15 protein-coding genes are annotated in these 23,777 nt (G+C 69.3%); 11 read left to right on the top strand and 4 right to left on the bottom strand.

The window, feature by feature from the left end; translation table 11 throughout:
• Positions 1-2: 2 nt before the first annotated feature.
• Entirely contained in the window at positions 3-1,367 is a 1,365-nt protein-coding gene (locus OG241_RS34780) for a hypothetical protein (RefSeq protein WP_405821042.1), read from the bottom strand.
• 137 nt (positions 1,368-1,504) lie between these two features.
• Between OG241_RS34780 and mtnA the strand changes: the two genes are divergently transcribed.
• The 7 genes from mtnA to OG241_RS34815 all read left to right on the top strand — a co-directional run bounded on the left by mtnA (position 1,505) and on the right by OG241_RS34815 (position 10,376).
• Positions 1,505-2,650 (top strand): S-methyl-5-thioribose-1-phosphate isomerase, encoded by a 1,146-nt coding sequence (gene mtnA, locus OG241_RS34785; protein WP_405821044.1) that lies wholly within the window; start codon positions 1,505-1,507, stop codon positions 2,648-2,650.
• Between the two features lie 8 nt (positions 2,651-2,658).
• Positions 2,659-3,348, top strand: coding sequence for a two-component system response regulator MtrA (gene mtrA / locus OG241_RS34790; protein WP_189148219.1), 690 nt, complete (start codon positions 2,659-2,661; stop codon positions 3,346-3,348).
• Position 3,349: 1 nt separating this feature from the next.
• On the top strand, positions 3,350-5,422 hold the full coding sequence (gene mtrB, locus OG241_RS34795; protein WP_405821046.1) for an MtrAB system histidine kinase MtrB: 2,073 nt from the start codon (positions 3,350-3,352) through the stop codon (positions 5,420-5,422).
• Positions 5,412-7,328, top strand: a complete 1,917-nt coding sequence (locus tag OG241_RS34800) for an LpqB family beta-propeller domain-containing protein (protein WP_405821048.1) — start codon at positions 5,412-5,414, stop codon at positions 7,326-7,328. Before mtrB ends, OG241_RS34800 begins: the two co-directional genes overlap by 11 nt.
• 160 nt (positions 7,329-7,488) lie before the next feature.
• Positions 7,489-8,409, top strand: coding sequence for a ComF family protein (locus OG241_RS34805; protein WP_405821050.1), 921 nt, complete (start codon positions 7,489-7,491; stop codon positions 8,407-8,409).
• 315 nt (positions 8,410-8,724) lie between these two features.
• The gene (hpf, locus tag OG241_RS34810; RefSeq protein WP_405821052.1) at positions 8,725-9,423 is read left to right on the top strand and encodes a ribosome hibernation-promoting factor, HPF/YfiA family; all 699 of its coding nucleotides are present in this window, start codon (positions 8,725-8,727) and stop codon (positions 9,421-9,423) included.
• Positions 9,424-9,629: 206 nt separating this feature from the next.
• A complete protein-coding gene (locus OG241_RS34815; protein WP_405821054.1) occupies positions 9,630-10,376 on the top strand; it encodes a response regulator in 747 nt (248 codons plus the stop codon).
• A 30-nt stretch (positions 10,377-10,406) separates the two neighbouring features.
• Here OG241_RS34815 and OG241_RS34820 read toward each other — a convergent pair whose 3' ends face one another.
• Both OG241_RS34820 and OG241_RS34825 read right to left on the bottom strand, forming a co-directional pair.
• Entirely contained in the window at positions 10,407-11,621 is a 1,215-nt protein-coding gene (locus OG241_RS34820) for a winged helix-turn-helix domain-containing protein (RefSeq protein ID WP_405821055.1), read from the bottom strand.
• Positions 11,622-11,912: 291 nt separating this feature from the next.
• Positions 11,913-12,506, bottom strand: coding sequence for a GNAT family N-acetyltransferase (locus tag OG241_RS34825; RefSeq protein ID WP_405821057.1), 594 nt, complete (start codon positions 12,504-12,506; stop codon positions 11,913-11,915).
• Between the two features lie 245 nt (positions 12,507-12,751).
• On the opposite strand from OG241_RS34825, the gene secA reads away from it, so the two are divergent.
• Positions 12,752-15,574, top strand: a complete 2,823-nt coding sequence (gene secA, locus OG241_RS34830) for a preprotein translocase subunit SecA (RefSeq protein ID WP_405821058.1) — start codon at positions 12,752-12,754, stop codon at positions 15,572-15,574.
• Between the two features lie 143 nt (positions 15,575-15,717).
• On the opposite strand, the gene OG241_RS34835 is transcribed toward secA, so the two are convergent.
• On the bottom strand, positions 15,718-16,350 hold the full coding sequence (locus tag OG241_RS34835) for an Rv3235 family protein (protein ID WP_405821060.1): 633 nt from the start codon (positions 16,348-16,350) through the stop codon (positions 15,718-15,720).
• A 335-nt stretch (positions 16,351-16,685) separates the two neighbouring features.
• Here OG241_RS34835 and OG241_RS34840 point away from each other — a divergent pair, with 335 nt between their 5' ends.
• The 3 genes from OG241_RS34840 (at position 16,686) to OG241_RS34850 (ending at position 23,684) form a co-directional block, all read left to right on the top strand.
• Positions 16,686-17,201: a DUF6912 family protein gene (locus tag OG241_RS34840; protein WP_405821062.1), complete on the top strand. Its 516-nt coding sequence runs from the start codon at positions 16,686-16,688 to the stop codon at positions 17,199-17,201.
• Between the two features lie 357 nt (positions 17,202-17,558).
• Positions 17,559-18,224, top strand: a complete 666-nt coding sequence (locus tag OG241_RS34845) for an HAD family hydrolase (RefSeq protein WP_405821064.1) — start codon at positions 17,559-17,561, stop codon at positions 18,222-18,224.
• Between the two features lie 486 nt (positions 18,225-18,710).
• Positions 18,711-23,684, top strand: a complete 4,974-nt coding sequence (locus OG241_RS34850; protein ID WP_405821066.1) for an NAD-glutamate dehydrogenase — start codon at positions 18,711-18,713, stop codon at positions 23,682-23,684.
• Positions 23,685-23,777: the final 93 nt, after the last annotated feature.

Consider the following 23,777-nt stretch of genomic DNA (forward strand, 5'->3'; position numbering starts at 1 on the left):
CATCAGCTCCCCGCGGTGGCGCCCGGGGCGCCGGAGCCGCTGTTGTGTACGCCTGCGGCGCGGGCCAGGTCGAGGTCGAGGGCCTCGCGCCGGATGCGCTGGTCGATGTACAGGAGCACGGTCACGCCCGCGGTGATGGGGAAGGTGATCATGGAGCCGATCACCGAGCCGACGCCGCTGACGACGAGGAACGTCCAGCCGACGCTGCCCGTGCCGTCGAGGACGCCACTGATGCCGTCTCCGGTGAGGGCTCCGGCGATGAAGGTGAACGGCAGGACGACGATGCCCGCGACGATGCCGGCGATGAGCGAGGCGAGCAGCTGGATGCCGAAGACCCGCCACCACGAGCCGCGGACGAGCTTCGCGGAACGGCTGATCGACTTCACGATGCTCTGCTTCTCCAGCATCAGCGCCGGCGAGGCCAGGGAGAAGCGGATCATCAGCCACAGCACGACGATGCTCGCGCCCAAGCCGCCCAGCACGGCGAGTGCCACGCCGCCGCTCTCCGAGGCGGACAAGGCCACGAGGAGGCCCGGTGCGATGCCGACGGCGAAGATCGCGACGACGGTGAGCAGCAGCAGGAAGATGAGGCCGAAGAGCTTCGGGATCTGCGGGCGGGCGTCCCGCCAGGCCTCGCCGATGGTGACCGGCTTGCCGAGCACGGCGCGGCTGGTCACGGTCGTGAGCAGCGCCGTAGCGATGACGGTGCCGATCAGGGAGATCACGAAGATGACGCCGGAACCGAGCAGTGCGTCTCCCATGGCACGGCCCACCTCGTCGAGGCTCGCACTGGAGCCGTCGAGGGTGTCGACGCTTGCGCTGTCGTCCAGGAAGAGGCCCTGGACGAGGACGGAGACGATCTCCGTGACGATCGCGACGGTGAGCGAAATGCCCAGCACGGTGCGCCAGTAGGCGCGCATGGTCGAGACGGCTCCGTCGAGGATCTCGCCGACGCCGAGGGGGCGCAGCGGGATCACGCCGGGCTTGGCCGCGGGCGGGGGACCGCCCCAGTTGCCTCCCCAGCCGGGGTGGCCGCCGGGCGGGCCGTATCCGCCGTACCCGCCCGGGGCTCCTGGGCCGCCGTATCCGCCGTATCCGCCGGGGGCGCCGGGGTGGCCGCCCCAGCCCGGGCGGGGAGGCGGTGGTGGAGGCGGGGTCTGACCTGGGCTCTGGGGGCCGGTGGGCGCGGACCACTGGGCGGGTGGCGGCTGTTGCTGGGACCACTTCGGGCCGGAGCCGGTCGTGTCGGGGAGCGGCTGGTCCGCGGGTTCACCGGGACCGGGGCGGTCGGCGGGGGCGGACGCGCCGGGCTGCTGCCCTTCGGAGGGGGCAGATCCGGGCGAGGCCCAGCCCGGAGTGTCGTTCATCGTCGCTCCTTCACGGTGCCCGTCCGCGTTCGCGGCAGGTTGGCAGCCATCGTGCCATGGGGAGCGCGCGGTGGGATCAGCCCCCGTATGGGCTGGACTCCTTCAATTGTCCGACGGACAGGGGGCAGACTGGGCGGATGGCTGATCAGTACGCGCAATCCCGCGAGGACAACCGGCCCACCGAGATACCGGCGCTCCGTTGGGAGGAACCTCCCGAGGGCCCGGTGCTGGTCCTTCTCGACCAGACGAGACTCCCGGCGGAGGAGGTCGAGCTGGTCTGTACGGACGCGCCCGCGCTGGTGGCGGCGATCCGTTCGCTGGCGGTGCGTGGGGCGCCGCTGCTCGGTATCGCGGGGGCGTACGGTGTCGCGCTCGCCGCCGTGCGCGGCTTCGACGTGGACGAGGCCGCCGTCGCACTGGCGCAGGCCAGGCCCACCGCCGTCAACCTCGCTGTCGGGGTGCGCAGGGCCCGGGACGCGTACCGGGCGGAGCTCGCGAGGAGCGGTGACCGGGAACAGGCGGCCGGGGCGGCCCTGGTCGCGGCACGGGTGCTGCACCGGGAGGACGCCGAGGCCAGCGCGCGGATGGCGGTGCACGGGCTGGCGCTGCTGGACGAGCTGCTGCCCGGCGGCGGACACCGGGTGCTCACGCACTGCAACACCGGGTCGCTGGTGTCGGGTGGGGAGGGAACGGCGTTCGCGGTGGCGTTGGCGGCGCACCGGGAGGGGCGGCTGCGCAGGCTCTGGGTGGACGAAACGCGCCCGTTGCTGCAAGGTGCTCGCCTGACGGCGTATGAGGCGGCGCGCAGCGGAATGGCGTACACCTTGCTCACGGACAACGCGGCGGGCTCTCTGTTCGCCGCAGGGGAGGTGGACGCCGTACTGATCGGTGCCGATCGGATCGCGGCCGACGGTTCGGTGGCGAACAAGGTGGGGAGCTACCCGCTCGCCGTGCTGGCCCGGTACCACCACGTGCCGTTCATCGTGGTGGCGCCGGTGACGACGGTGGATCCGGACACCCCCGACGGGGCGTCCATAGAGGTGGAACAGCGTGCCGGACATGAGGTGACGGAGATCGCCGCGCCTCAGGTGCCGGTGCCGGGAGCGGAGGCGGGAGGCGGGATTCCGGTGGCACCCTTGGGGACTCAGGCGTACAACCCGGCGTTCGATGTGACGCCTCCCGAGCTAGTGACGGCGATCGTCACCGAAGCGGGCGTTGTGTCGCCTGTGACGGCTGAGGCGCTGGTAGAGCTGTGTGACAGGTCACGACAGGTAACGATTTAGTTAATGGGATGATGTCGTTTATGAAGGGACGAGTCCTTGTCGTCGATGACGACACCGCACTGGCCGAGATGCTCGGCATTGTGTTGCGTGGTGAAGGTTTTGAGCCGTCTTTCGTAGCTGACGGCGACAAGGCGCTGGCCGCTTTCCGTGAGTCCAAGCCCGATCTGGTGCTCCTGGACCTGATGCTTCCCGGCCGGGACGGTATCGAGGTGTGCCGCCTGATCAGGGCGGAGTCCGGGGTGCCGATCGTGATGCTCACGGCCAAGAGCGACACCGTCGACGTCGTCGTGGGCCTGGAGTCGGGTGCCGACGACTACATCGTGAAGCCGTTCAAGCCGAAGGAGCTGGTCGCCCGGATCCGGGCGCGGCTGCGGAGGTCGGAGGAGCCGGCGCCCGAGCAGTTGGCCATAGGCGACCTGCTCATCGATGTCGCCGGTCACTCCGTGAAGCGGGACGGGCAGTCGATCGCGCTGACGCCTCTGGAGTTCGATCTGCTGGTCGCGCTCGCGCGCAAGCCGTGGCAGGTCTTCACGCGTGAGGTGCTGCTGGAGCAGGTCTGGGGGTACCGCCACGCGGCGGACACCCGCCTGGTCAACGTTCATGTGCAGCGGCTGCGTTCGAAGGTCGAGAAGGACCCGGAGCGGCCGGAGATCGTAGTGACCGTCCGTGGCGTCGGTTACAAGGCAGGACCGAGCTGACATGTCCGAGGACAGTGCCGCTTCGCCCCCCGGGCGTTCCGGGGGGCGTGCGGGGCGGCCTGTCGGGCGGCGGAAGCTGAGCGGTGCCGGCTCCGGCTGGCGGCAGTTCTTCGAGGGCGGGCTGCTCCAGGGCGGTGTCCAGGGCAGCCCGGTCCTCCGGTTGTTCATGCGCTGGGTGCGCCGGCCGCTGCTGCCCGTCATGCGGCTGTGGCGGCGCAACATCCAGCTCAAGGTCGTCGCCACGACGCTGCTGATGTCGCTCGGCGTCGTGCTGCTGCTCGGCTTCGTCGTCATCGGGCAGGTGCGCAACGGGCTCCTGGACGCCAAGGTGAAGGCGTCGCAGAGTCAGGCCGCGGGCGGGTTCGCGGCGGCCAAGCAGAACGCGGACACGGCGGCCAGCACCAGTGGGGAAGACGGTTCCGGCACGGGCGGTCGACCCGCGCAGACCCTCATTCCGTGGATGAGCGACCTGGTGGAGTCCCTCTCCAGCGGTGGCCAGGGTGCCTTCGACGTCGTGACGCTCCCGGTCGGTCCGGCGAGCGACGACAGCGGTGGCGGACGCGGACCGCGTGCCTCCGGCTGGGTGGATCCGACGGCGAGCGTGCCCGACGCGCTGCGCGACAGGGCCGACGACAGCCCTCTGATGGCCCAGAGCTACACCCGCGTCATCTACACCAACGGCAGCGAGTCGCAGCCCGCGCTGGTCATCGGCAAGCAGGTCGACGACCCGAACGGGGACCCGTACCAGCTGTACTACCTCTTCCCGCTCACCCAGGAGGAGAAGTCGCTGAGCCTCGTCAAGGGGACGCTGGCGACGGCCGGGCTGTTCGTCGTCGTACTCCTGGGGGCCATCGCCTGGCTTGTGGTGCGGCAGGTCGTGACGCCGGTGCGGATGGCGGCGGGGATCGCCGAGCGGCTTTCCGCCGGGCGGCTGCAGGAGCGGATGAAGGTCACCGGCGAGGACGACATCGCGCGGCTCGGCGAGGCCTTCAACAAGATGGCGCAGAATCTCCAGCTGAAGATCCAGCAGCTTGAGGAGCTCTCGCGGATGCAGCGACGGTTCGTGTCCGACGTGTCGCACGAACTGCGGACGCCGCTGACGACCGTACGGATGGCCGCCGATGTCATCCATGACGCGCGCGTGGACTTCGATCCGGTGACCGCGCGGTCGGCCGAACTGCTCGCCGATCAGCTGGACCGGTTCGAGACGCTGCTCGCGGACCTGCTGGAGATCAGCCGGTTCGACGCGGGCGCGGCGGCGCTGGAGGCCGAGCCGATAGACCTCAGGGAGGTCGTACGGCGGGTGGTGAGCGGTGCCGCGCCGCTGGCCGAGCGCAAGGGGACGACGGTACGGGTCGTCGGCGACCAGCAGCCTGTGGTGGCGGAGGCCGACGCGCGGCGCGTGGAGCGGGTGCTGCGCAACCTCGTGGTCAACGCCGTGGAGCACGGCGAGGGCAAGGACGTCGTCGTGAAGCTGGCCGCTGCGGGCGGTGCTGTCGCGGTGGCCGTACGTGACTACGGGGTCGGGCTGAAGCCCGGTGAGGCGACCCGGGTCTTCAGCCGCTTCTGGCGGGCCGACCCGGCACGCGCGCGTACCACCGGCGGTACGGGTCTCGGCCTGTCCATCGCGCTGGAGGACGCCCGGCTGCACGGCGGCTGGCTGCAGGCGTGGGGCGAGCCGGGCGGCGGATCGCAGTTCCGGATGACGCTTCCGCGCACCGCCGACGAACCCCTGCGGGGCTCGCCGATACCGCTGGAGCCCAAGGACTCACGGCGCCATCGGGGCCTCAACGACGCGGGTCTGCCGCACGCCGGCGGCGACAAGCTGGCCACGGTGCCGGTGCGGACGGCGGCGGCCGAACAGCGGCCGATAGCGCCGAGGCTCGGCGCGGTCGCCCCTACGGCGGACCCCACGGCGTTGCCCGGCAACGGCTCGCGCGTCGTGCCGCGTCCGGTCGGTGGTGCACGGTGGGACGGCATGTCCGGTACGGAGCCGCAGTCCTCGGACGAGGTGTCCCCGGATGCGGGGTCGGAGCGGGTGGACGAGCAAGGGGAGGCATTTCGTGGGCCCTGACCGCGAGCGGGACGGTCGGCGGCGGGAAACGGTTCGCGCGGTGGTGTACGCCGCCTGTGGCGCCGTACTGCTGGCCGGATGCGCCTCGATGCCCGACAGCGGGGATCTGCGCGGAGTCGAGTCCACGCCCCGGCAGGACGCCCAGGTACGGGTCTTCGCCCTGCCGCCCCACGAGAACGCGCCGCCCGGACAGATCGTCCAGGGCTTTCTGGAGGCGCTGACCAGCGACGATCCCCACTATGAGACCGCGCTCAAGTATCTGACGCCGCGTGCCGCGAAGACCTGGCGGCCGGACGCGTCGACCACCGTGCTGGACGGCGGGCCCACTGCCGATCCCGTCCCCGCGGGCAACCGGGACGACTCCGCGGACTACGCGTCCACGCTGACCGGCGGCAGGTTCGCCACGCTGGACTCCCGGCAGTCGTACGAACCCGCCGACGGGCAGTACCGGGAGACGCTGCACCTCACGCGTGAGAAGAAGAGCGGGCAGTGGCGCATCGACGACCTGCCCCAAGGCATTGTCATGGGCAAGTCGGACTTCCTGCGCAACTACACGTCGGTCAACAGGTACTACTTCGCGTCGAACACGCCGACGGAGTCGAACGGGCAGCCCGTGTCCGTCGCCGATCCGGTCTACGTCCGCAAGAAGGTCGACTCGATGACGCAGACGGTGAGTTCGCTGTTGGAGGGGCCCTCGCGCTGGCTGGGACCGGTCGTCCGGTCGAGTTTCCCCACCGGTACGGCACTCAAGAAGGGTGTCACCTCGCTGGCCCCCGACGACCAGAACCGGCTGACGGTGCCGCTCAACGACAAGGCGAGCCGCGTCGGGGCCGCCAAGTGCACCGAGATGGCCGCCCAGCTCCTCTACACGCTGCAGGACCTGACCCCCACGGGGGTCGACGAGGTCGCACTGCAGCGCGCCAACGGCACCCAGCTGTGCGACCTCCGCAAGGACCAGGCCGAGACCGTCGCCGCGCGCGGTGCGGTGGAGCACCCCCAGTTCCAGTACTTCATCGACGGCAAGCACCGCCTCGTACGCGTGGCGGGCGACAGTCTCGAAGCGGCCGCGGACGTCACGCCGGTGCCGGGCGCGTTCGGTGAGGGCGGGAAGCAACTGCGGTCCGCGGCGGTCTCGCGCGACGAGGACAGCGCGGCCGGGGTCTCGCTCGACGGAACCACGTTGTACGTCGGGTCGCTGGTGTCGGGCGGGTCGCTCGGTGAGCCCGTGCTGACCAGCCAGGGCGCCGCCAAGGCCGACCGTCTGACGACACCCAGCTGGGACGGTGACGGCGACCTGTGGGTGGCCGACCGCAACCCCGCGAAGCCCCGGCTGCTGTTCCTGGAGAAGGGCGCGGGCGAGCCGCTTGAGGTGAGGACGCCGGGGCTCGACGGGCATGTCGAAGCGGTACGGGTGGCCGCCGACGGGGTGCGGATCGCGCTCATCGTGGAGAAGGACGGCCTGCGGTCCCTGTACATCGGGCGGATCGAGCGGGACGAGCGGTCGGCGCGGACGTCGGGCGGGTCGGCTCAGGAGAAGCCGGCCGCGCAGGAGACGAAGGGGAAGCGGACCGGCGAGCAGTCGGTGGTGTCGGTCCTCGAACTGCACACCGTGACACCGCAGCTGGAGGAGGTCACCGCCATGTCGTGGGCCGGTGACAGTCGGCTCGTGGTGGTGGGGCGTGAGCAGGGCGGCGTGCAGCAGATGGGATACGTGCAGGTCGACGGCTCGACGCCGGTGGGGGCGGCGCCGGCCGCGCTGACCGGCGTGAAGAGCATCGCCGCGTCCGAGGACGAGCGGCTGCCGCTGGTGGCGTACTCGGAGGAGGACGGGATCGTGCGGCTGCTGTCCGGGTCCAAGTGGCAGAAGCTGGTCAAGGAAGGGTCGGCTCCGGTGTACCCGGGGTGAGTCGCCGGCCTTCGGGGCAGTGGAGTGGACGGCTCGTCGGATGTGATGTCCGGCGGGCCGTCGGTGTTTTTCAGGTGCTTCTCGCGGGCGCGTGGAGTTGTCCACAGGGCGTTTTCCACAGGGGTGGCAGGGTGGCGCCGGTGTTGGCACAGTGGTGGGCATGCGGGGCTGGTGGCAGGATCTCGGCGACCTGGTGCTGCCGGCCGAGTGCGGGGGCTGTGGAAGGCCCCGCACGGTGCTCTGCGCGGAGTGCCGTGCCGCTCTGAACGGGGCCGCGTCCAGCAGGGTGCGACCCGTGCCGGAGCCGCTCGGACTGCCGGTGGTGCACGCGGCGGTCCGGTACGCGGACGAGGTGCGCGCGGTACTCCTCGCGCACAAGGAAAGGGGTGCGCTGGCACTCGCGGGGCCGCTCGGGACGGCGCTGGCGGGAGCTGTGCGGGCGGGGCCGGCCATGGCCCCGCGCGATGGTACGGGCGTGCTGCTCGTCCCTGTGCCGTCCGCGCGTCGGGCTGTGCGGGCCCGGGGGCACGATCCGGCTCGGCGTATCGCGCTCGCCGCAGCGGGTGAACTGCGCGCGTCCGGCACGCCGGCCCGGGTACTGGCGGTGCTGCGGCAGCGGCGTGCGGTGGCCGACCAGGCGGGCCTCAGCTCCCGGGAGCGGCTGGACAATCTCGCGGGCGCCCTGAGAGTCGTCGCCGGGGGCGAGCGGCTGCTCGCCGGTGCGGGTTCGGTCGTCCTGGTCGACGACCTGATGACGACGGGAGCCTCGCTGGCCGAGGCCACCCGTGCCGTGCGGGAAGCGGTCGGGTGCGGGGAGACGGGAGAGGTGGACTGGTCGGACGGGGCTGAACGGTCGGGAGAGGAGGGGAACGTGAGAGGAGTGAGAAATGCCGTGTACTCCGAAGCGGGACGGGAAGGCAGAGTGCAGCGGTGCACAGGAGTCACGGCCACGGATGTGGATGTCGATGTGGAGCGGAGGCCAGGAGTGTCGGCAATGGTGGCGCCTGGCAGCTTCAGAGGCATGATCTGCGCGGCCGTGGTCGCGGCGACGCCTGATTCTTTCGAAATAAACCGGAACTGACCGCGATCTTGCATCGTTGCAGGTAGTGAGAGGGTCAATTAACTGGAACGGAGGTACGCGGCAGTAGAGGGTGACGACATCCGTCCGGGCGAGATATGTTCGGTTGTGAGGGAAAGCCGCAGGCCACACCTCGAAAATCCGAATGCCGTGCTGCGGGTTTTGCTTAATCACCCCGGCCGGCCGCGTGGGGATCTTGCCCATGGGGGAGGAGGAGGTGGAAGTCACCGAGTCCGAGGTTCCGGAGTACACCGGAGCCTGGTGCGAAAGGGAGACGCTTCGCCACTGAAGCGGAGCGATCCGGGAACGGAGTTCTGCGTGGACATCGTCGTCAAGGGACGCAAGACCGAGGTGCCCGAGCGGTTCCGGAAGCACGTCGCCGAGAAGTTGAAGCTGGACAGAATCCAGAAGCTCGACGGCAAGGTGATCAGCCTCGACGTAGAGGTGTCCAAGGAGCCCAACCCCCGGCAGGCCGACCGCTCCGACCGAGTGGAGATCACGCTCCACTCCCGCGGTCCGGTGATCCGGGCGGAAGCAGCGGCAAGCGACCCGTACGCGGCACTCGACCTCGCTGCGGACAAGCTCGAGGCCCGGCTGCGCAAGCAGCACGACAAGCGTTACACCCGCCGAGGCGCCGGCCGGCTGACAGCCGCCGAGGTCGCCGACCACGTCCCGGACGCGGCAACGCTGAACGGCAACGGTCACCCCGTCCACGCGGAAGACGCGGACGGCGTGCCCGTCAAGAGGATCGGCTCGCTGGAAGTGAAGGGCGAAGGTCCCCTCATCGTCCGCGAGAAGACCCACGTTGCCTCCCCGATGACGCTTGACCAGGCTCTCTACGAGATGGAACTGGTCGGGCACGACTTCTACCTGTTCGTCGACTCCGAGACCAAGGAACCGAGTGTCGTCTACCGGCGGCATGCCTACGACTACGGCGTGATCCACCTCAACACGGACCCGATGGTCGCCCACCAGGAGACGCACTCCCCCGCGGCGGGTGGCACGCTGGGCGGTTGACCCCGCCTCGGTGACAGCCGAGCGGGTGCCCCTGGAGCGCGTGTGCGCCCCCAGGGGCACCCGTGTGCGACCCCTTCGGTGCCCGCTCCGTCACCGCACTGTCGCCCGGGCATGGAATCATGGCCGCAACGGTCCAACCGATGGGCCGTTGCCTTGGGTTGGCGATGGCACAGGACCACGGGCCACAGCCTTCAGGGGGAGGAACGATGGCGGACAGCTTCGGACCGATGCGGGTCGAGGATGCCGACGACGGCGTCAACGGCACGGGCCCGGACGCGGGCACCTCGCGCAAGGAGCCGATCAGGGTTCTTGTCGTGGACGATCACGCGCTCTTCCGTCGTGGACTGGAGATCGTGCTCGCGGCCGAGGAGGACATCCAGGTCGTCGGCGAGGCCGGCGACGGTGCGGAGGCTGTCGACAAGGCGGCCGACCTGCTGCCCGACATCGTCCTGATGGACGTACGGATGCCGAAGCGCGGTGGGATCGAGGCGTGCACCTCCATCAAGGAGGTCGCGCCCAGCGCCAAGATCATCATGCTGACGATCAGCGATGAGGAAGCCGATCTGTACGAGGCGATCAAGGCGGGTGCGACCGGCTATCTCCTCAAGGAGATCTCCACGGACGAGGTGGCCACGGCCATTCGTGCGGTGGCCGACGGGCAGTCGCAGATCAGCCCCTCGATGGCGTCGAAACTCCTCACCGAATTCAAGTCGATGATCCAGCGGACGGACGAGCGGCGACTGGTTCCGGCGCCCCGGCTCACGGATCGCGAACTGGAAGTACTCAAGCTGGTCGCCACCGGCATGAACAACCGTGACATCGCCAAGGAGTTGTTCATCTCCGAGAACACCGTGAAGAACCATGTGCGCAACATCCTGGAGAAGCTGCAGCTGCACTCCAGGATGGAGGCGGTGGTTTACGCGATGCGGGAGAAGATCCTCGAAATCCGGTAGAGCGACCGGTCACCGGTCACCGGTCACTGGTCACCCGAGGGCCGCGGCCAGTTCCCTGGTGAGAGGGGCGCGTAGGTCCGGGGCGTCCACTCGTTCCACTCGTACGTTCGTGCAGTTCACCCAGCTTGCCGCCTCCAGCAGGGCCTGAGCCACCGCCGGGACCGCCTTGGGGCCGTTCAGGGTGACCTGCCTGGCCACCAGGGTGCTGCCCTCGCGGGCGGGGTCCACTCTTCCGACGAGGTGGCCGCCGGCGAGGACCGGCATCGCGAAGTAGCCGTGCACGCGCTTCGGCTTGGGGACGTAGGCCTCCAGGCGGTGGGTGAAACCGAAGATCCGTTCCGTGCGGGCCCGTTCCCAGATCAGGGAGTCGAACGGGGAGAGCAGGGTCGTGCGGTGGCGGCCTCGTACGGGCGTCTCCAGGGCCGCAGGGTCGGCCCAGGCCGGTTTGCCCCAGCCTTCGACCGTGACGGGGACCAGGCCGGAGTCCGCGATCACCGCGTCGACCTGCTCCGCCTTGAGGCGGTGGTAGTCGGCGATGTCCGCGCGGGTGCCGACGCCGAGGGACTGGCCCGCGAGGCCGACGAGGCGGCGCAGGCATTCGGCGTCGTCCAGCTCGTCGTGCAGCAGCGTGGCGGGGATGGCGCGCTCGGCCAGGTCGTACACCCGCTTCCAGCCCCGGCGTTCCACGCACACCACCTCGCCGTACATCAGGGCGCGTTCCACGGCGACCTTGGTGCCGGACCAGTCCCACCATTCGCTGGTGCGCTTCGCGCCGCCCAACTCCGTTGCCGTGAGGGGGCCTTGCGTGCGGAGTTGGGCGATGACCTGGTCGTAGACACCGGGCGGGAGGTCGTGGTTCCACTGGGGGCGGGAGCGGTAGGCGCGGCGGCGGAAGGCGAAGTGGGGCCATTCCTCCACGGGGAGGATGCAGGCGGCGTGGGACCAGTACTCGAAGGCGTGGGGGTTCGCCTGGGCCGGGTTCCAGTAGGCGTCTTCGATCTTCTTGCGCGGTATGGCGCCCAGGCGGGCGTACGGGATGAGTTCGTGGGAGCGGGCGAGAACGGAGATCGTGTCGAGCTGGACCGCGCCGAGGTGGCGGAGGATGCCGCGGACGGCTGCCTTGCGGTTGGGGGTGCCGAGGAAGCCCTGTGCGCGTAGGGCGATGCGGCGGGCTTCGTCGGCGGAGAGGTGGGTGTGGGGGGTGGGGTGGGTTGGGTGAGTGGGGGAGGGCGGGCTGCTCGTCATGCTTCCGCACGATAGGGGGTGGGACTGACAGTGGGGCTTGGGGCGTGGAGGGAGTTCGCCCCCGCCGCCCCTACCCGTCCCATCCTGTTCCTGGGGGCTGCGCCCCCAGACCCCCCTCCGGCCCTGAAGGGGCCTTGTCCTCAAGCGCCGGACGGGCTGGATGTGCGGGCCGGAGCTGGAAATGCGGCCGGAGCTCGGGGGAGAGGTCGGAGCTTGGGGGAGGGGCCGGTGCTGGGAGGAAGGAGGTCGGGCCGGGTGGGCGAGGGCGCTTGGGCTGGGTGGGGGTTGTTCTTAAGTGGCGGAGTGGCTGGGGGTGTCGGGGGCCGGGAGGTACGGGGCCGATGAGGGGAGGCCCACGTCTGAGGGGAGTAGGGAAGCTACCCAGCAGTCTCGGCGTACTCCCTTGTTGTTGATTGCTGAGCGCAGGGTGCCCTCCATGGTGAAGCCGGCCCGTTCGGCCGCTGTCCAGGACGCCGTGTTGCCTACTTCCGCCCGCCACTCCACGCGGTCCACCGACATGTGGGTGAAGGCCCAGCGGGAGGCGGTGATCGTGGCCTCCGTGATGTAGCCGTTGCCCCGGTGGGCCTTGTCGGCCCAGAAGCCGACTTCGCTCACCCCCAGGGAGCGCCTGGTCAGGGCGAGCATGCCCACCAGTTCCTCCCCTTCGGGGAGGAAGACGCCGAACGTGAACATCGAGCCGTTCGCCCAGCCGTCGGGCACCAGCTGGGTGGTGAAGCCCTCGGCGTGTTCGGGGAGGTAGGGCGACGGGATCGTCGTCCAGCGCTGGATGTCGGGGTCCTGCACCGCTGCGTACACGGCGTCCGTGTCGTGGGGGCCGACGGTGCGCAGGAGCAGACGGTCGGTGGTGAGAGTGACGGGGTCCATCGGCCGATTCTGCTCGGGGACGGGATGAGGGCGCCATCCCTTTTGCCGAGCGTGAGTTCGTGATCACAATTCGTGCAATTCATGGGTGGCACGCGGCACCATCCGTGACTCCCGGCCGTTCTCCTTGTGGCTGTCCCGTCGGCAGACCTCCCGGCTTGGCGGGGTCCTCGCATACGATGGCCGTTGCTCAGTCAAGACAGTGGAAACCGACCGTCCCGGCCCGACCGGCAAGGAGACCAACCCCCGTGTCCGTCCTCTCAAAGATCATGCGTGCAGGCGAAGGCAAAATCCTGCGCAAGCTGCACCGCATCGCGGACCAGGTCAACTCCATCGAAGAGGACTTCGTCGACCTCTCCGACGCCGAGCTGCGGGCCCTCACCGATGAGTACAAGCAGCGGTACGCCGACGGTGAGAGTCTGGACGACCTGTTGCCCGAGGCCTTCGCCACCGTGCGTGAGGCAGCCAAGCGAGCCCTCGGCCAGCGGCACTACGACGTCCAGATCATGGGCGGCGCCGCGTTGCACCTCGGTTATGTCGCCGAGATGAAGACCGGTGAGGGCAAGACCCTGGTCGGCACGCTGCCCACATATCTGAACGCCCTCTCGGGAGACGGCGTTCACCTCATCACGGTCAACGACTACCTGGCCGAGCGCGACTCCGAAATGATGGGCCGCGTCCACAAGTTCCTGGGCCTGACCGTCGGCTGCATCCTGGCCAACATGACGCCGGCCCAGCGCCGCGAGCAGTACGCCTGCGACATCACGTACGGCACGAACAACGAGTTCGGTTTCGACTACCTGCGCGACAACATGGCGTGGTCCCAGGACGAGCTCGTCCAGCGTGGCCACAACTTCGCGGTGGTCGACGAGGTCGACTCGATCCTCATCGACGAGGCCCGTACGCCGCTCATCATCTCCGGCCCGGCCGACCAGGCCACCAAGTGGTACGGCGACTTCGCCAAGCTGGTCACGCGCCTCAAGCGCGGCGAGACGGGCAACCCCCTCAAGGGCATCGAGGAGACCGGCGACTACGACGTCGACGAGAAGAAGCGCACCGTCGCCATCCACGAGTCGGGTGTCGCCAAGGTCGAGGACTGGCTCGGCATCGACAACCTGTACGAGTCGGTGAACACGCCGCTGGTGGGCTACCTGAACAACGCCATCAAGGCCAAGGAGCTCTTCAAGAACGACAAGGACTACGTCGTCATCGACGGCGAAGTCATGATCGTCGACGAGCACACCGGCCGTATCCTCGCCGGCCGCCGCTACAACGAGGGCATGCACCAGGCGATCGAGGCCAAGGAAGGGGTGGACATCAAGGACGAGAACCAGACCCTGGCGACCATCACCCTCCAGAACTTCTTCCGCCTCTACTCCAAGCTCTCCGGCATGACCGGTACGGCCATGACCGAGGCCGCCGAGTTCCACCAGATCTACAAGCTCGGTGTCGTCCCGATCCCGACCAACCGAGACATGGTCCGCAAGGACCAGTCCGACCTGATCTACCGCACCGAGGTCGCGAAGTTCGAGGCGGTCGTCGACGACATCGCCGAGAAGCACGAGAAGGGTCAGCCGATCCTCGTCGGCACGACCTCGGTGGAGAAGTCCGAGTACCTGTCGCAGCAGCTCTCGAAGCGCGGCATCCAGCACGAGGTGCTGAACGCCAAGCAGCACGACCGGGAGGCGACCATCGTCGCCCAGGCCGGCCGCAGGGGTGCCGTCACGGTCGCCACGAACATGGCCGGTCGTGGTACGGACATCAAGCTCGGCGGCAACCCCGACGACCTCGCCGAGGCGGAGCTGCGGCAGCGCGGCCTCGACCCGGAGGAGCACATCGAGGAGTGGGCGGCGGCCCTGCCGGCCGCCCTGGAGCGGGCCGAGAAGGCTGTGAAGGCCGAGTTCGAGGAGGTCAAGGACCTCGGCGGGCTCTACGTCCTCGGTACTGAGCGGCACGAGTCCCGGCGTATCGACAACCAGCTCCGCGGTCGTTCCGGACGTCAGGGCGACCCCGGTGAGTCGCGCTTCTACCTCTCCCTCGGTGACGATCTGATGCGGCTCTTCAAGGCCCAGATGGTCGAGCGCGTCATGTCGATGGCGAACGTTCCGGACGACGTACCGATCGAGAACAAGATGGTCACCCGTGCCATCGCCTCCGCCCAGTCGCAGGTCGAGACGCAGAACTTCGAGACCCGCAAGAACGTCCTCAAGTACGACGAGGTCCTCAACCGGCAGCGCGAGGTCATCTACGGCGAGCGGCGCCGCGTCCTGGAGGGCGAGGACCTGCACGAGCAGGTCCAGCACTTCATGGACGACACCATCGACGCGTACATCGCCGCGGAGACCGCCGAAGGCTTCGCCGAGGAGTGGGACCTGGACCGGCTGTGGGGCGCCTTCAAGCAGCTCTACCCGGTGAAGGTCACCGTCGACGAGCTGGAGGAGGCGGCCGGCGACCGTGCCGGGCTGACCGCCGAGTTCATCTCCGAGTCGATCAAGGACGACATTCACGACCAGTACGCGTCGCGTGAGGAGCAGCTCGGCTCCGAGATCATGCGTGAGCTGGAGCGCCGGGTCGTGCTGTCGGTCCTCGACCGCAAGTGGCGCGAGCACCTCTACGAGATGGACTATCTCCAGGAGGGCATCGGCCTGCGCGCCATGGCGCAGAAGGACCCGCTGGTCGAGTACCAGCGCGAGGGCTTCGACATGTTCACCGCCATGATGGAGGGCATCAAGGAGGAGTCCGTCGGCTACCTGTTCAACCTGGAGGTCCAGGTCGAGCAGCAGGTCGAGGAGGTCCCGGTCGCGGACGCCAAGCCGTCCCTGGACAAGGGCGCCGAGGACTCGGTGCCGGCGCAGGCGAGTGCCGGTTCCCGGCCCGAGATCCGTGCCAAGGGTCTCGACGCTCCGCAGCGGCCGGACCGGCTGCACTTCTCCGCGCCGACCGTGGACGGCGAGGGCGGCATCGTCGAGGGCGACTTCGTCGGGGACGACGACGAGGTGCGGTCCGAGGCGGACGGGCTCACCCGCGCCGAGCGGCGCAAGCAGCGCAGCGGGCGGCGGCGTAAGAAGTAACGCAAGAAGTAAGCGGTGGTAGTTGGTGGTTGGTAGTTAGTGGTTCGTGAGTGACTTTGGGTAGTCGCTTACGTGTTGTTCGAAGGGCCGGGCATCCTGCGAGGGTGGCCGGCCCTTCGGTTTGTGGAGCTACGAGGTCTGGTCTAGTCGTCCGCTGTGTGCGGCCTTCGGGGGCCGCCCAGTTCCACCGCTGTGCAGCGCCAGCGGTAGTCCCGGCCCAGTTCCAGGCGGAAGGCCATCGCGCGAAGCTGGTCGCCGGCGCCGATGCGGGCGAAGGCCTCCAGGGCGCCCTGGCTGGGCTCGTAGTAGCCGACGTCGCGGACGACGGGGCGGGTGCCGCGGGTGCGCAGGGGGCCGCGTTCCGCGAGCCGGGCCAGTTCGTCGTAGGCGCGGCCCACGGTGTGGCGGAGCATGCTGTGGACGGGGCGTTCGCCGCTCAGGACCGCCAGGAGGCGGTCGGCGAAGAGGTCGGTGGGTCGGGGCTGGGGGAGAGCCCGGGGCGGCTGAGAGGGTGCCTGGCGGGGCTGGGAGGGGTGCTGGAGCGGGTGGGTGGGGGTCCCGTGCTGTTCCGGGTGCTGTTCCTGTCGGCCGCCCTGGGTGGGGACTCGGGGTTCTGGGCGGGTGTCGGTGGGGGTGGCGGCGTGGGGGAGGGGAGTGCGAGGGGTGCCTCCGCCCGGGGTGGTGCGGTGCGGGGTGCTGCCGGGGCGGCGGGTGTCCCTGCGTACCGGCGGGTGGGACGGGGTGCGGCGAACCGTCCTTGTCATCACCTTGTTCATGGAATGTCCCCGTTCTCGCGGCCCGGATGGATACCGGGCGGTAACTTTCTGGTGGGGATCTTGTACGGGGAGTAACCGGCCGCGTGCAAGGAGGGGCGGGGTGCTGGGTGAGGGGGGTCGGGGTTCACTTATCAGGGTGGTTCTCGGAGGGTAAAGGCCTGGTGGGAGCTGTGGGCGGGGTGAATTTTGAGGAGTGCGGTTGACGTTCGGAGAGGCGTGAGCGGGGACTCGAAAGGGGACGCCGCGACGTATCCTGAGGGTCCTCCCGCGTCGTCGGAAACGCCTCCTGCAACGCCTTCTTCAACGCCTTCTACGAACTACGAAAGCGGTCAGTCATGCGCGTCTACGTCCCTCTGACCCTCCCCGGCCTCGCCGAGGCGTACAAGACGGGTGAGCTGGGGGCGGGGCGGTTCGTCGCGTACGCCGTCACGCCCGCGTTGCGTGAGTGGTATCTGTCCGACGACATCGAGGAACTGGAGTACTCGGCGCTGAATCGGGCCGCGCTGGCGTCGCTGCGGTTGCTTGCGATGGAGCCGGGGGTGATCCGTCGGCGTGTGGTCGTCGCGCTGGAGGTCGCGGACGGGGTGGCGGTCGCCGACCCCGATCGGGGGCTTGATCCGGGGGCGCTGGGTGAGGTGCGGGTCGGTGGGCCTGTGTCGTTGGGGAAGGTCGCGGCTGTGCATGTCGATGCGGGTGATGCGGAGGGGGATGTTGCTGCGGCCGCGGCGGCGTTGGGGGCGGCTGATCGGGGGGATGACGATGCGCAGTTCACGGTGGACGGGGCGGAGGATCATGAGCTGCTCTGGTATGCCACGCAGGAGATTCCTCAGTTGGTGGGGTTGTTGGGGTGAGGTGTGTGGGGCTGGAGGGTTTTCGCCCCCGCCGCCCCTACCCGTCCCATCCCGTTCCTGGGGGCTGCGCCCCCAGACCCCCCTGTCGGCCCTGAAGGGGCCTCGTCCTCAAGCGCCGGACGGGCTGGAGGTGCGGGCCGGAGCTGGAAATGCGGCCGGGGCTGGAGGGGTGCCGCCGGGGACTGGCGGCGGGTGCGGGCTGGGCTGCAGAAGCGGTGGGGGCGGGTGGGTGGGAAAGAAGGTCGCGCTGAACGGGCCTCGTCCTCAAGCGCCGGACGGGCTGAATATGCGGGCTGGCGCCTGCCGGGAACCGTGGCCCAATGGGTCGGGTTCTCGGGTGACGGGTACTTTCTTCCTATGGGGAAGCACGGAACGGCGCACATCGTGTGGGACTGGAACGGGACCCTGTTTCATGACACCGATGCCGTCATAGGGGCCACGAACGCCGCGTTCGCCGAGTTGGGGCTGGCGCCGATCACGCTGGCGCAGTACAGGGAGCTGTACTGCGTGCCGGTGCCGCGGTTCTACGAGCGGCTGCTCGGGCGGCTGCCCACGGATGCCGAGTGGGCCGTCATGGACGAGATCTTCCACCGGTACTACGCGGAGCACCGTGTGGCGTGTGAGCTGGCCGTGGGTGCGCGGGATCTGTTGGCGGGGTGGCAGTCGGCGGGGCGCAGTCAGTCCATTCTCAGCATGTACGGGCATGCCGAGCTCGTCCCGCTGGTCAGGGGATTCGGGATCGAGCCGCACTTCGTCCGGGTCGACGGGCGGACCGGGCCCTCCGGTGGCAGCAAGGCCGAGCACATGGTGCGCCATCTGGGTGCTCTCACCGGCGTCGAGGCCGCGCGCACGGTGGTCATCGGGGATGCCGCCGACGATGCGATCGCCGCCCTGCACGTGGGTGCGCTGGCCGTGCTCTACACCGGTGGTTCCCATGGCCGGGCCAGCCTCGAAGAGGTGGGTGTGCCTGTGGTGGACAGCCTGGAGGAGGCTGTCGCCGAGGCCGAGCGGCTGGCCGCGTAGTTGTCCGAGTAGTCGTCCGCATGGTCGTCGGGCGAGGTGTTTTGGGGCCTCTCCCTTTCTCCACTGTGCAGACTGGCAAACTTGCCGACCCGTTTTTGTACACAAATGGCGTATGACGTGGCCCCCGTCATGAGCGATAGCCTGGTGGCGTGATCAGCGCGATACGTCGCGGGGGCGCAGTCGTCCCTGCCTTGCGCCCGGAATGCACGGACCACATCCGTGCCCGGGTGGCGATCGCTGGTCGGCGCGGGCGGGACGGAACCCCGAGGGTTCCCAGGACGCCGTACGCATCCCATGGACCGGCGCTGCCGAGAGCAGCGTCACACTCCGTCGGGGTGCCGAGAATGGCTGATAACCCCCCGCTCTTCCCCCCTTGCGGCATAGCGTCGGAACAGACCGGAGACCCCGCGTCGAGGCGTTGCACCTCTGGAGGGACCGTACTTCCTTCTACGTCACGCAACGGCGCGCGACAGGAGTCAGAGGACAATGCAGACCAAGCTGGACGAAGCCAAGGCCGAGCTGCTCGAAAGGGCCGCCCGGGTAGCTGAGAACAGCCCGGTCGGGGGGCACCTACCGACCGGGACGACACGTGCAACCGCGCCCGGCGGAGACCCCGGCACCCCGGACCACGACACCGTGCTCGCGTTCCTCCAGCGCTACTACCTGCACACCGCCCCGGAGGACCTTCTCGGCCGCGAACCCGACGACGTCTTCGGCGCCGCCTTCGCGCACTACCGGCTGGGCGCGACCCGTCCGCAGGGAACGGCGAGCGTGCGGGTGCACACCCCGACCGTCGAGGAGAACGGCTGGACGTGCAGCCACTCCGTCGTCGAGGTCGTGACCGACGACATGCCCTTCCTCGTCGACTCGGTCACCAACGAACTGTCCCGGCAGAGTCGCGGCATCCATCTCGTCGTCCATCCGCAGTTCGTCGTACGACGGGACCTCACCGGCCGGCTCATCGAGGTGCTGCCCGACCCGGTCGCCGGTGGTGCGGCGGGCGGGAGCGCCGAGCTGCCGCACGACGCGCACATCGAGTCATGGATCCACGTCGAGATCGACCGCGAGACCGACCGCGCCGATCTGAAGCAGATCACCAACGACCTGTTGCGTGTCCTGTCCGACACCCGTGAGGCCGTCGAGGACTGGGACAAGATGCGCGATGCCGCGCTGCGCATCGCCGAGGAACTGCCCAAGGAGCCGACCGCCGACGACCTGGTCGACCAGGACGTCGAGGAGGCGCGCGAGCTGCTGCGCTGGCTCGCGCAGGACCACTTCACCTTCCTCGGCTACCGCGAGTACGAACTGCGCGGGGACGACTCGCTGGCCGCCGTGCCCGGGACCGGGCTCGGCATCCTGCGGGCCGATCCGCTCCACTCCGAGGACGAGGGGCATCCGGTCAGCCCGTCCTTCGAGCGGCTGCCCGCCGACGCCCGGGCCAAGGCCCGCGAGCACAAGCTCCTCGTACTGACGAAGGCCAACAGCCGCGCCACGGTTCACCGGCCGTCGTATCTCGACTACGTCGGGGTCAAGAAGTTCGACGAGAACGGTGACGTCGTCGGTGAGCGGCGGTTCCTGGGGCTGTTCTCCTCCGCCGCCTACACCGAGTCCGTGCGCCGGGTGCCCGTCGTCCGCCGCAAGGTCGACGAGGTGCTGCGGGGCGCCGGATTCGGGCCCAACAGCCACGACGGACGCGACCTGCTCCAGATCATGGAGACCTACCCGCGCGACGAGATCTTCCAGACACCGCCCGACGAACTCCGGGCGATCGTCACCTCGGTGCTGTATCTGCAGGAGCGGCGCCGACTGCGGCTCTACCTGCGCCAGGACGAGTACGGGCGCTACTACTCCGCCCTCGTCTACCTGCCGCGGGACCGGTACACCACCGGCGTACGGCTGCGGATCATCGACATTCTGAAGGAGGAGCTCGGCGGCACCAGCGTCGACTTCACCGCCTGGAACACCGAGTCCATCCTGTCGCGGCTGCACTTCGTCGTCCGGGTTCCGCAGGGCACCGAACTGCCGCAGCTGTCCGACCAGGACAAGGAACGCATCGAGGCGCGGCTCGTCGAGGCCGCCCGCTCCTGGGCCGACGGCTTCGCGGAGGCCCTCAACGCCGAGTGCGGTGAGGAGCGCGCCGCCGAACTGCTGCGCCGGTACGGGAACGCCTTCCCCGAGGGCTACAAGGCCGACCACACTCCGCGTGCCGCCGTCGCCGACCTGGTCCACCTGGAGAAGCTGGGCGTCGGCACGAACTTCGCGCTGAGCCTCTACGAGCCGGTGAGCGCGGCGCCCGGTGAGCGCCGCTTCAAGATCTACCGCACCGGCGAGTCCGTCTCGCTGTCCGCCGTACTCCCCGTCCTCAACCGGCTCGGTGTCGAGGTGATCGACGAGCGGCCGTACGAGCTGCGCTGCTCGGACCGGACCACCGCCTGGATCTACGACTTCGGGCTCAGGCTGCCCAAGTCGCTGAGCGGCGGCGGGGATTATCTCGGGGACGACGGCCGGGAGCGTTTCCAGGAGGCTTTCTCGGCCACCTGGACCGGCCAGGCCGAGAACGACGGTTTCAACGCGCTGGTGCTGAGCGCGGGCCTCGACTGGCGGCAGGCGCTGGTGCTGCGCGCGTACGCCAAGTACCTGCGGCAGGCCGGTTCCACCTTCAGCCAGGACTACATGGAGGACACCCTCCGCAACAACGTCCACACCACCCGGCTGCTCGTGTCGCTGTTCGAGGCGCGGATGTCGCCGGAGCGGCAGCGGGCGGGCGTCGAGCTGACCGACGCCCTCATGGAGGAGCTGGACGCGGCCCTCGACCAGGTGGCCTCCCTCGACGAGGACCGCATCCTGCGGTCCTTCCTCACCGTCATCAAGGCGACCCTGCGGACGAACTTCTACCAGGAGCGCGCGGGCGGCAAGCCGCACGACTACGTCTCCATGAAGTTCGACCCGCAGGCCATCCCGGACCTGCCCGCGCCGCGTCCGGCGTACGAGATCTGGGTCTACTCGCCGAAGGTGGAGGGCGTCCACCTGCGGTTCGGCAAGGTCGCGCGCGGCGGGCTGCGCTGGTCGGACCGGCGTGAGGACTTCCGCACCGAGATCCTCGGGCTGGTCAAGGCGCAGATGGTGAAGAACACCGTCATCGTGCCGGTCGGTGCCAAGGGCGGGTTCGTCGCCAAGCAGCTGCCGGATCCGAGTGTGGACCGGGACGCGTGGCTCGCCGAGGGGGTCAGGAGCTACAAGACGTTCATCTCGGCGCTCCTCGACATCACCGACAACCTGGTGGCCGGCGAGGTCGTGCCGCCCGCCGACGTCGTACGGCACGACGAGGACGACACCTATCTCGTCGTCGCCGCCGACAAGGGCACCGCGACGTTCTCGGACATCGCCAACGAGGTCGCCCAGTCGTACAACTTCTGGCTCGGCGACGCCTTCGCGTCGGGCGGCTCGGCCGGGTACGACCACAAGGGCATGGGCATCACCGCGCGCGGTGCGTGGGAGTCCGTCAAGCGGCACTTCCGCGAGCTGGGCGTCGACACCCAGAGCGAGGACTTCACCGTCGTCGGAGTCGGTGACATGAGCGGTGACGTGTTCGGGAACGGGATGCTGCTGAGCGAGCACATCCGGCTCGTCGCCGCCTTCGACCACCGGCACATCTTCATCGACCCGAAGCCCGACGCGGCCACCTCGTACGCCGAGCGGCGGCGTCTGTTCGAGCTGCCGAGGTCCAGCTGGGCGGATTACGACAGCCAGTTGATCTCCGCAGGGGGCGGCATCTTCCCCCGCACCGCCAAGGCCATCACGGTCAACTCGCACATCCGCGAGGCGCTCGGCATCGAGGGCGCCGTCGGCAAGATGACCCCGGCCGACCTGATGAAGGCGATCCTCCAGGCGCCGGTCGACCTGCTGTGGAACGGCGGCATCGGTACGTACGTCAAGTCGAGTACGGAGTCGCACGCCGACGTCGGTGACAAGGCGAACGACGCCATCCGTGTCGACGGCGGCGACCTGCGCGTGAGGGTCGTCGGCGAGGGCGGCAACCTCGGGCTCACCCAGCTCGGGCGGATCGAGTTCGCGCAGCGCGGCGGGAAGATCAACACCGACGCCATCGACAACAGCGCGGGCGTGGACACCTCCGACCACGAGGTGAACATCAAGATCCTGCTCAACTCCCTTGTCACCGAAGGTGACATGACCGTCAAGCAGCGCAACAAGCTGCTCGCCCAGATGACCGACGAGGTCGGCACGCTCGTCCTGCGCAACAACTACGCGCAGAACACGGCCATCGCCAACGCCCTCGCCCAGTCCCCGGACATGCTCCACGCCCAGCAGCGCTTCATGCGTCACCTGGTGCGCGAAGGCCATCTGGACCGGGCCATCGAGTTCCTGCCGACCGACCGGCAGATCCGTGAACGGCTGAACGCGGGGCAGGGGCTGACCGGTCCGGAGACGGCCGTACTCCTCGCGTACACGAAGATCACGGTCTCGGACGAGCTGCTGCGCACCTCGCTGCCCGAAGACCCGTACCTGCGGCGCCTGTTGGACGCCTACTTCCCGAGCGCGCTGCGCAGGAAGTTCCCCGAGCAGATCGCCGGGCACGCGCTGCGCCGCGAGATCATCACGACCGTACTCGTCAACGACACGGTCAACACGGGCGGTACGAGCTTCCTGCACCGGCTGCGCGAGGAGACCGGCGCCTCGCTGGAGGAGGTGGTGCGGGCGCAGACCGCGGCTCGCGCGATCTTCAACTCCAGCGCGGTGTGGGACGCGGTCGAGGCGCTCGACAACACGGTCGAGGCCGCCGTCCAGACCCGGATCCGCCTCCACTCGCGGCGACTTGTGGAGCGCGGCACCCGCTGGCTGCTCAACAACCGGCCGCAGCCGGTGCAACTCACGGAGACCATCGAGTTCTTCGGCGAGCGGGTCGGTCAGGTCTGGTCCCAGTTGGCCAGGTTGCTGAGCGGCGCGGATCTGGAGTGGTACCAGAAGATCTACGACGAGCTGACCGGCGCCGGCGTCCCCGACGAACTCGCCACCCGGGTCGCGGGCTTCTCGTCCGCGTTCCCGACGCTGGACATCGTCTCGGTCGCCGACCGGATGGGCCGCGACCCGATGGACGTCGCCGAGGTCTACTACGACCTCGCCGACCGTCTCCACATCGCCCAGCTCATGGACCGCATCATCGAGCTGCCGCGTGCGGACCGCTGGCAGTCCATGGCGCGCGCCTCCATCCGCGAGGACCTGTACGCGGCCCACGCGTCCCTCACGGCGGACGTCCTCGCGGTCGGCAACGGCTCGTCGACGCCCGAGCAGCGCTTCAAGGCGTGGGAGGAGAAGAACACCGCGCTCCTGGGCCGGGCGCGCACGACCCTGGACGAGATCCAGAGCTCGGACGCCTTCGACCTGGCGAACCTGTCGGTCGCGATGCGGACGATGCGGACGCTGCTGCGGGCTCATTCGTAGGCGGGCAGGCGGTACGTGAAGGGGCGCCCCCGGCCGTTACGGCCGGGGGCGCCCTCGTTTTCTTGACAACTGTTAGAGAAAAGCAGACGGGGA

Source organism: Streptomyces sp. NBC_01390 (assembly GCF_045040105.1).
Classification (GTDB): Bacteria; Actinomycetota; Actinomycetes; order Streptomycetales; family Streptomycetaceae; genus Streptomyces.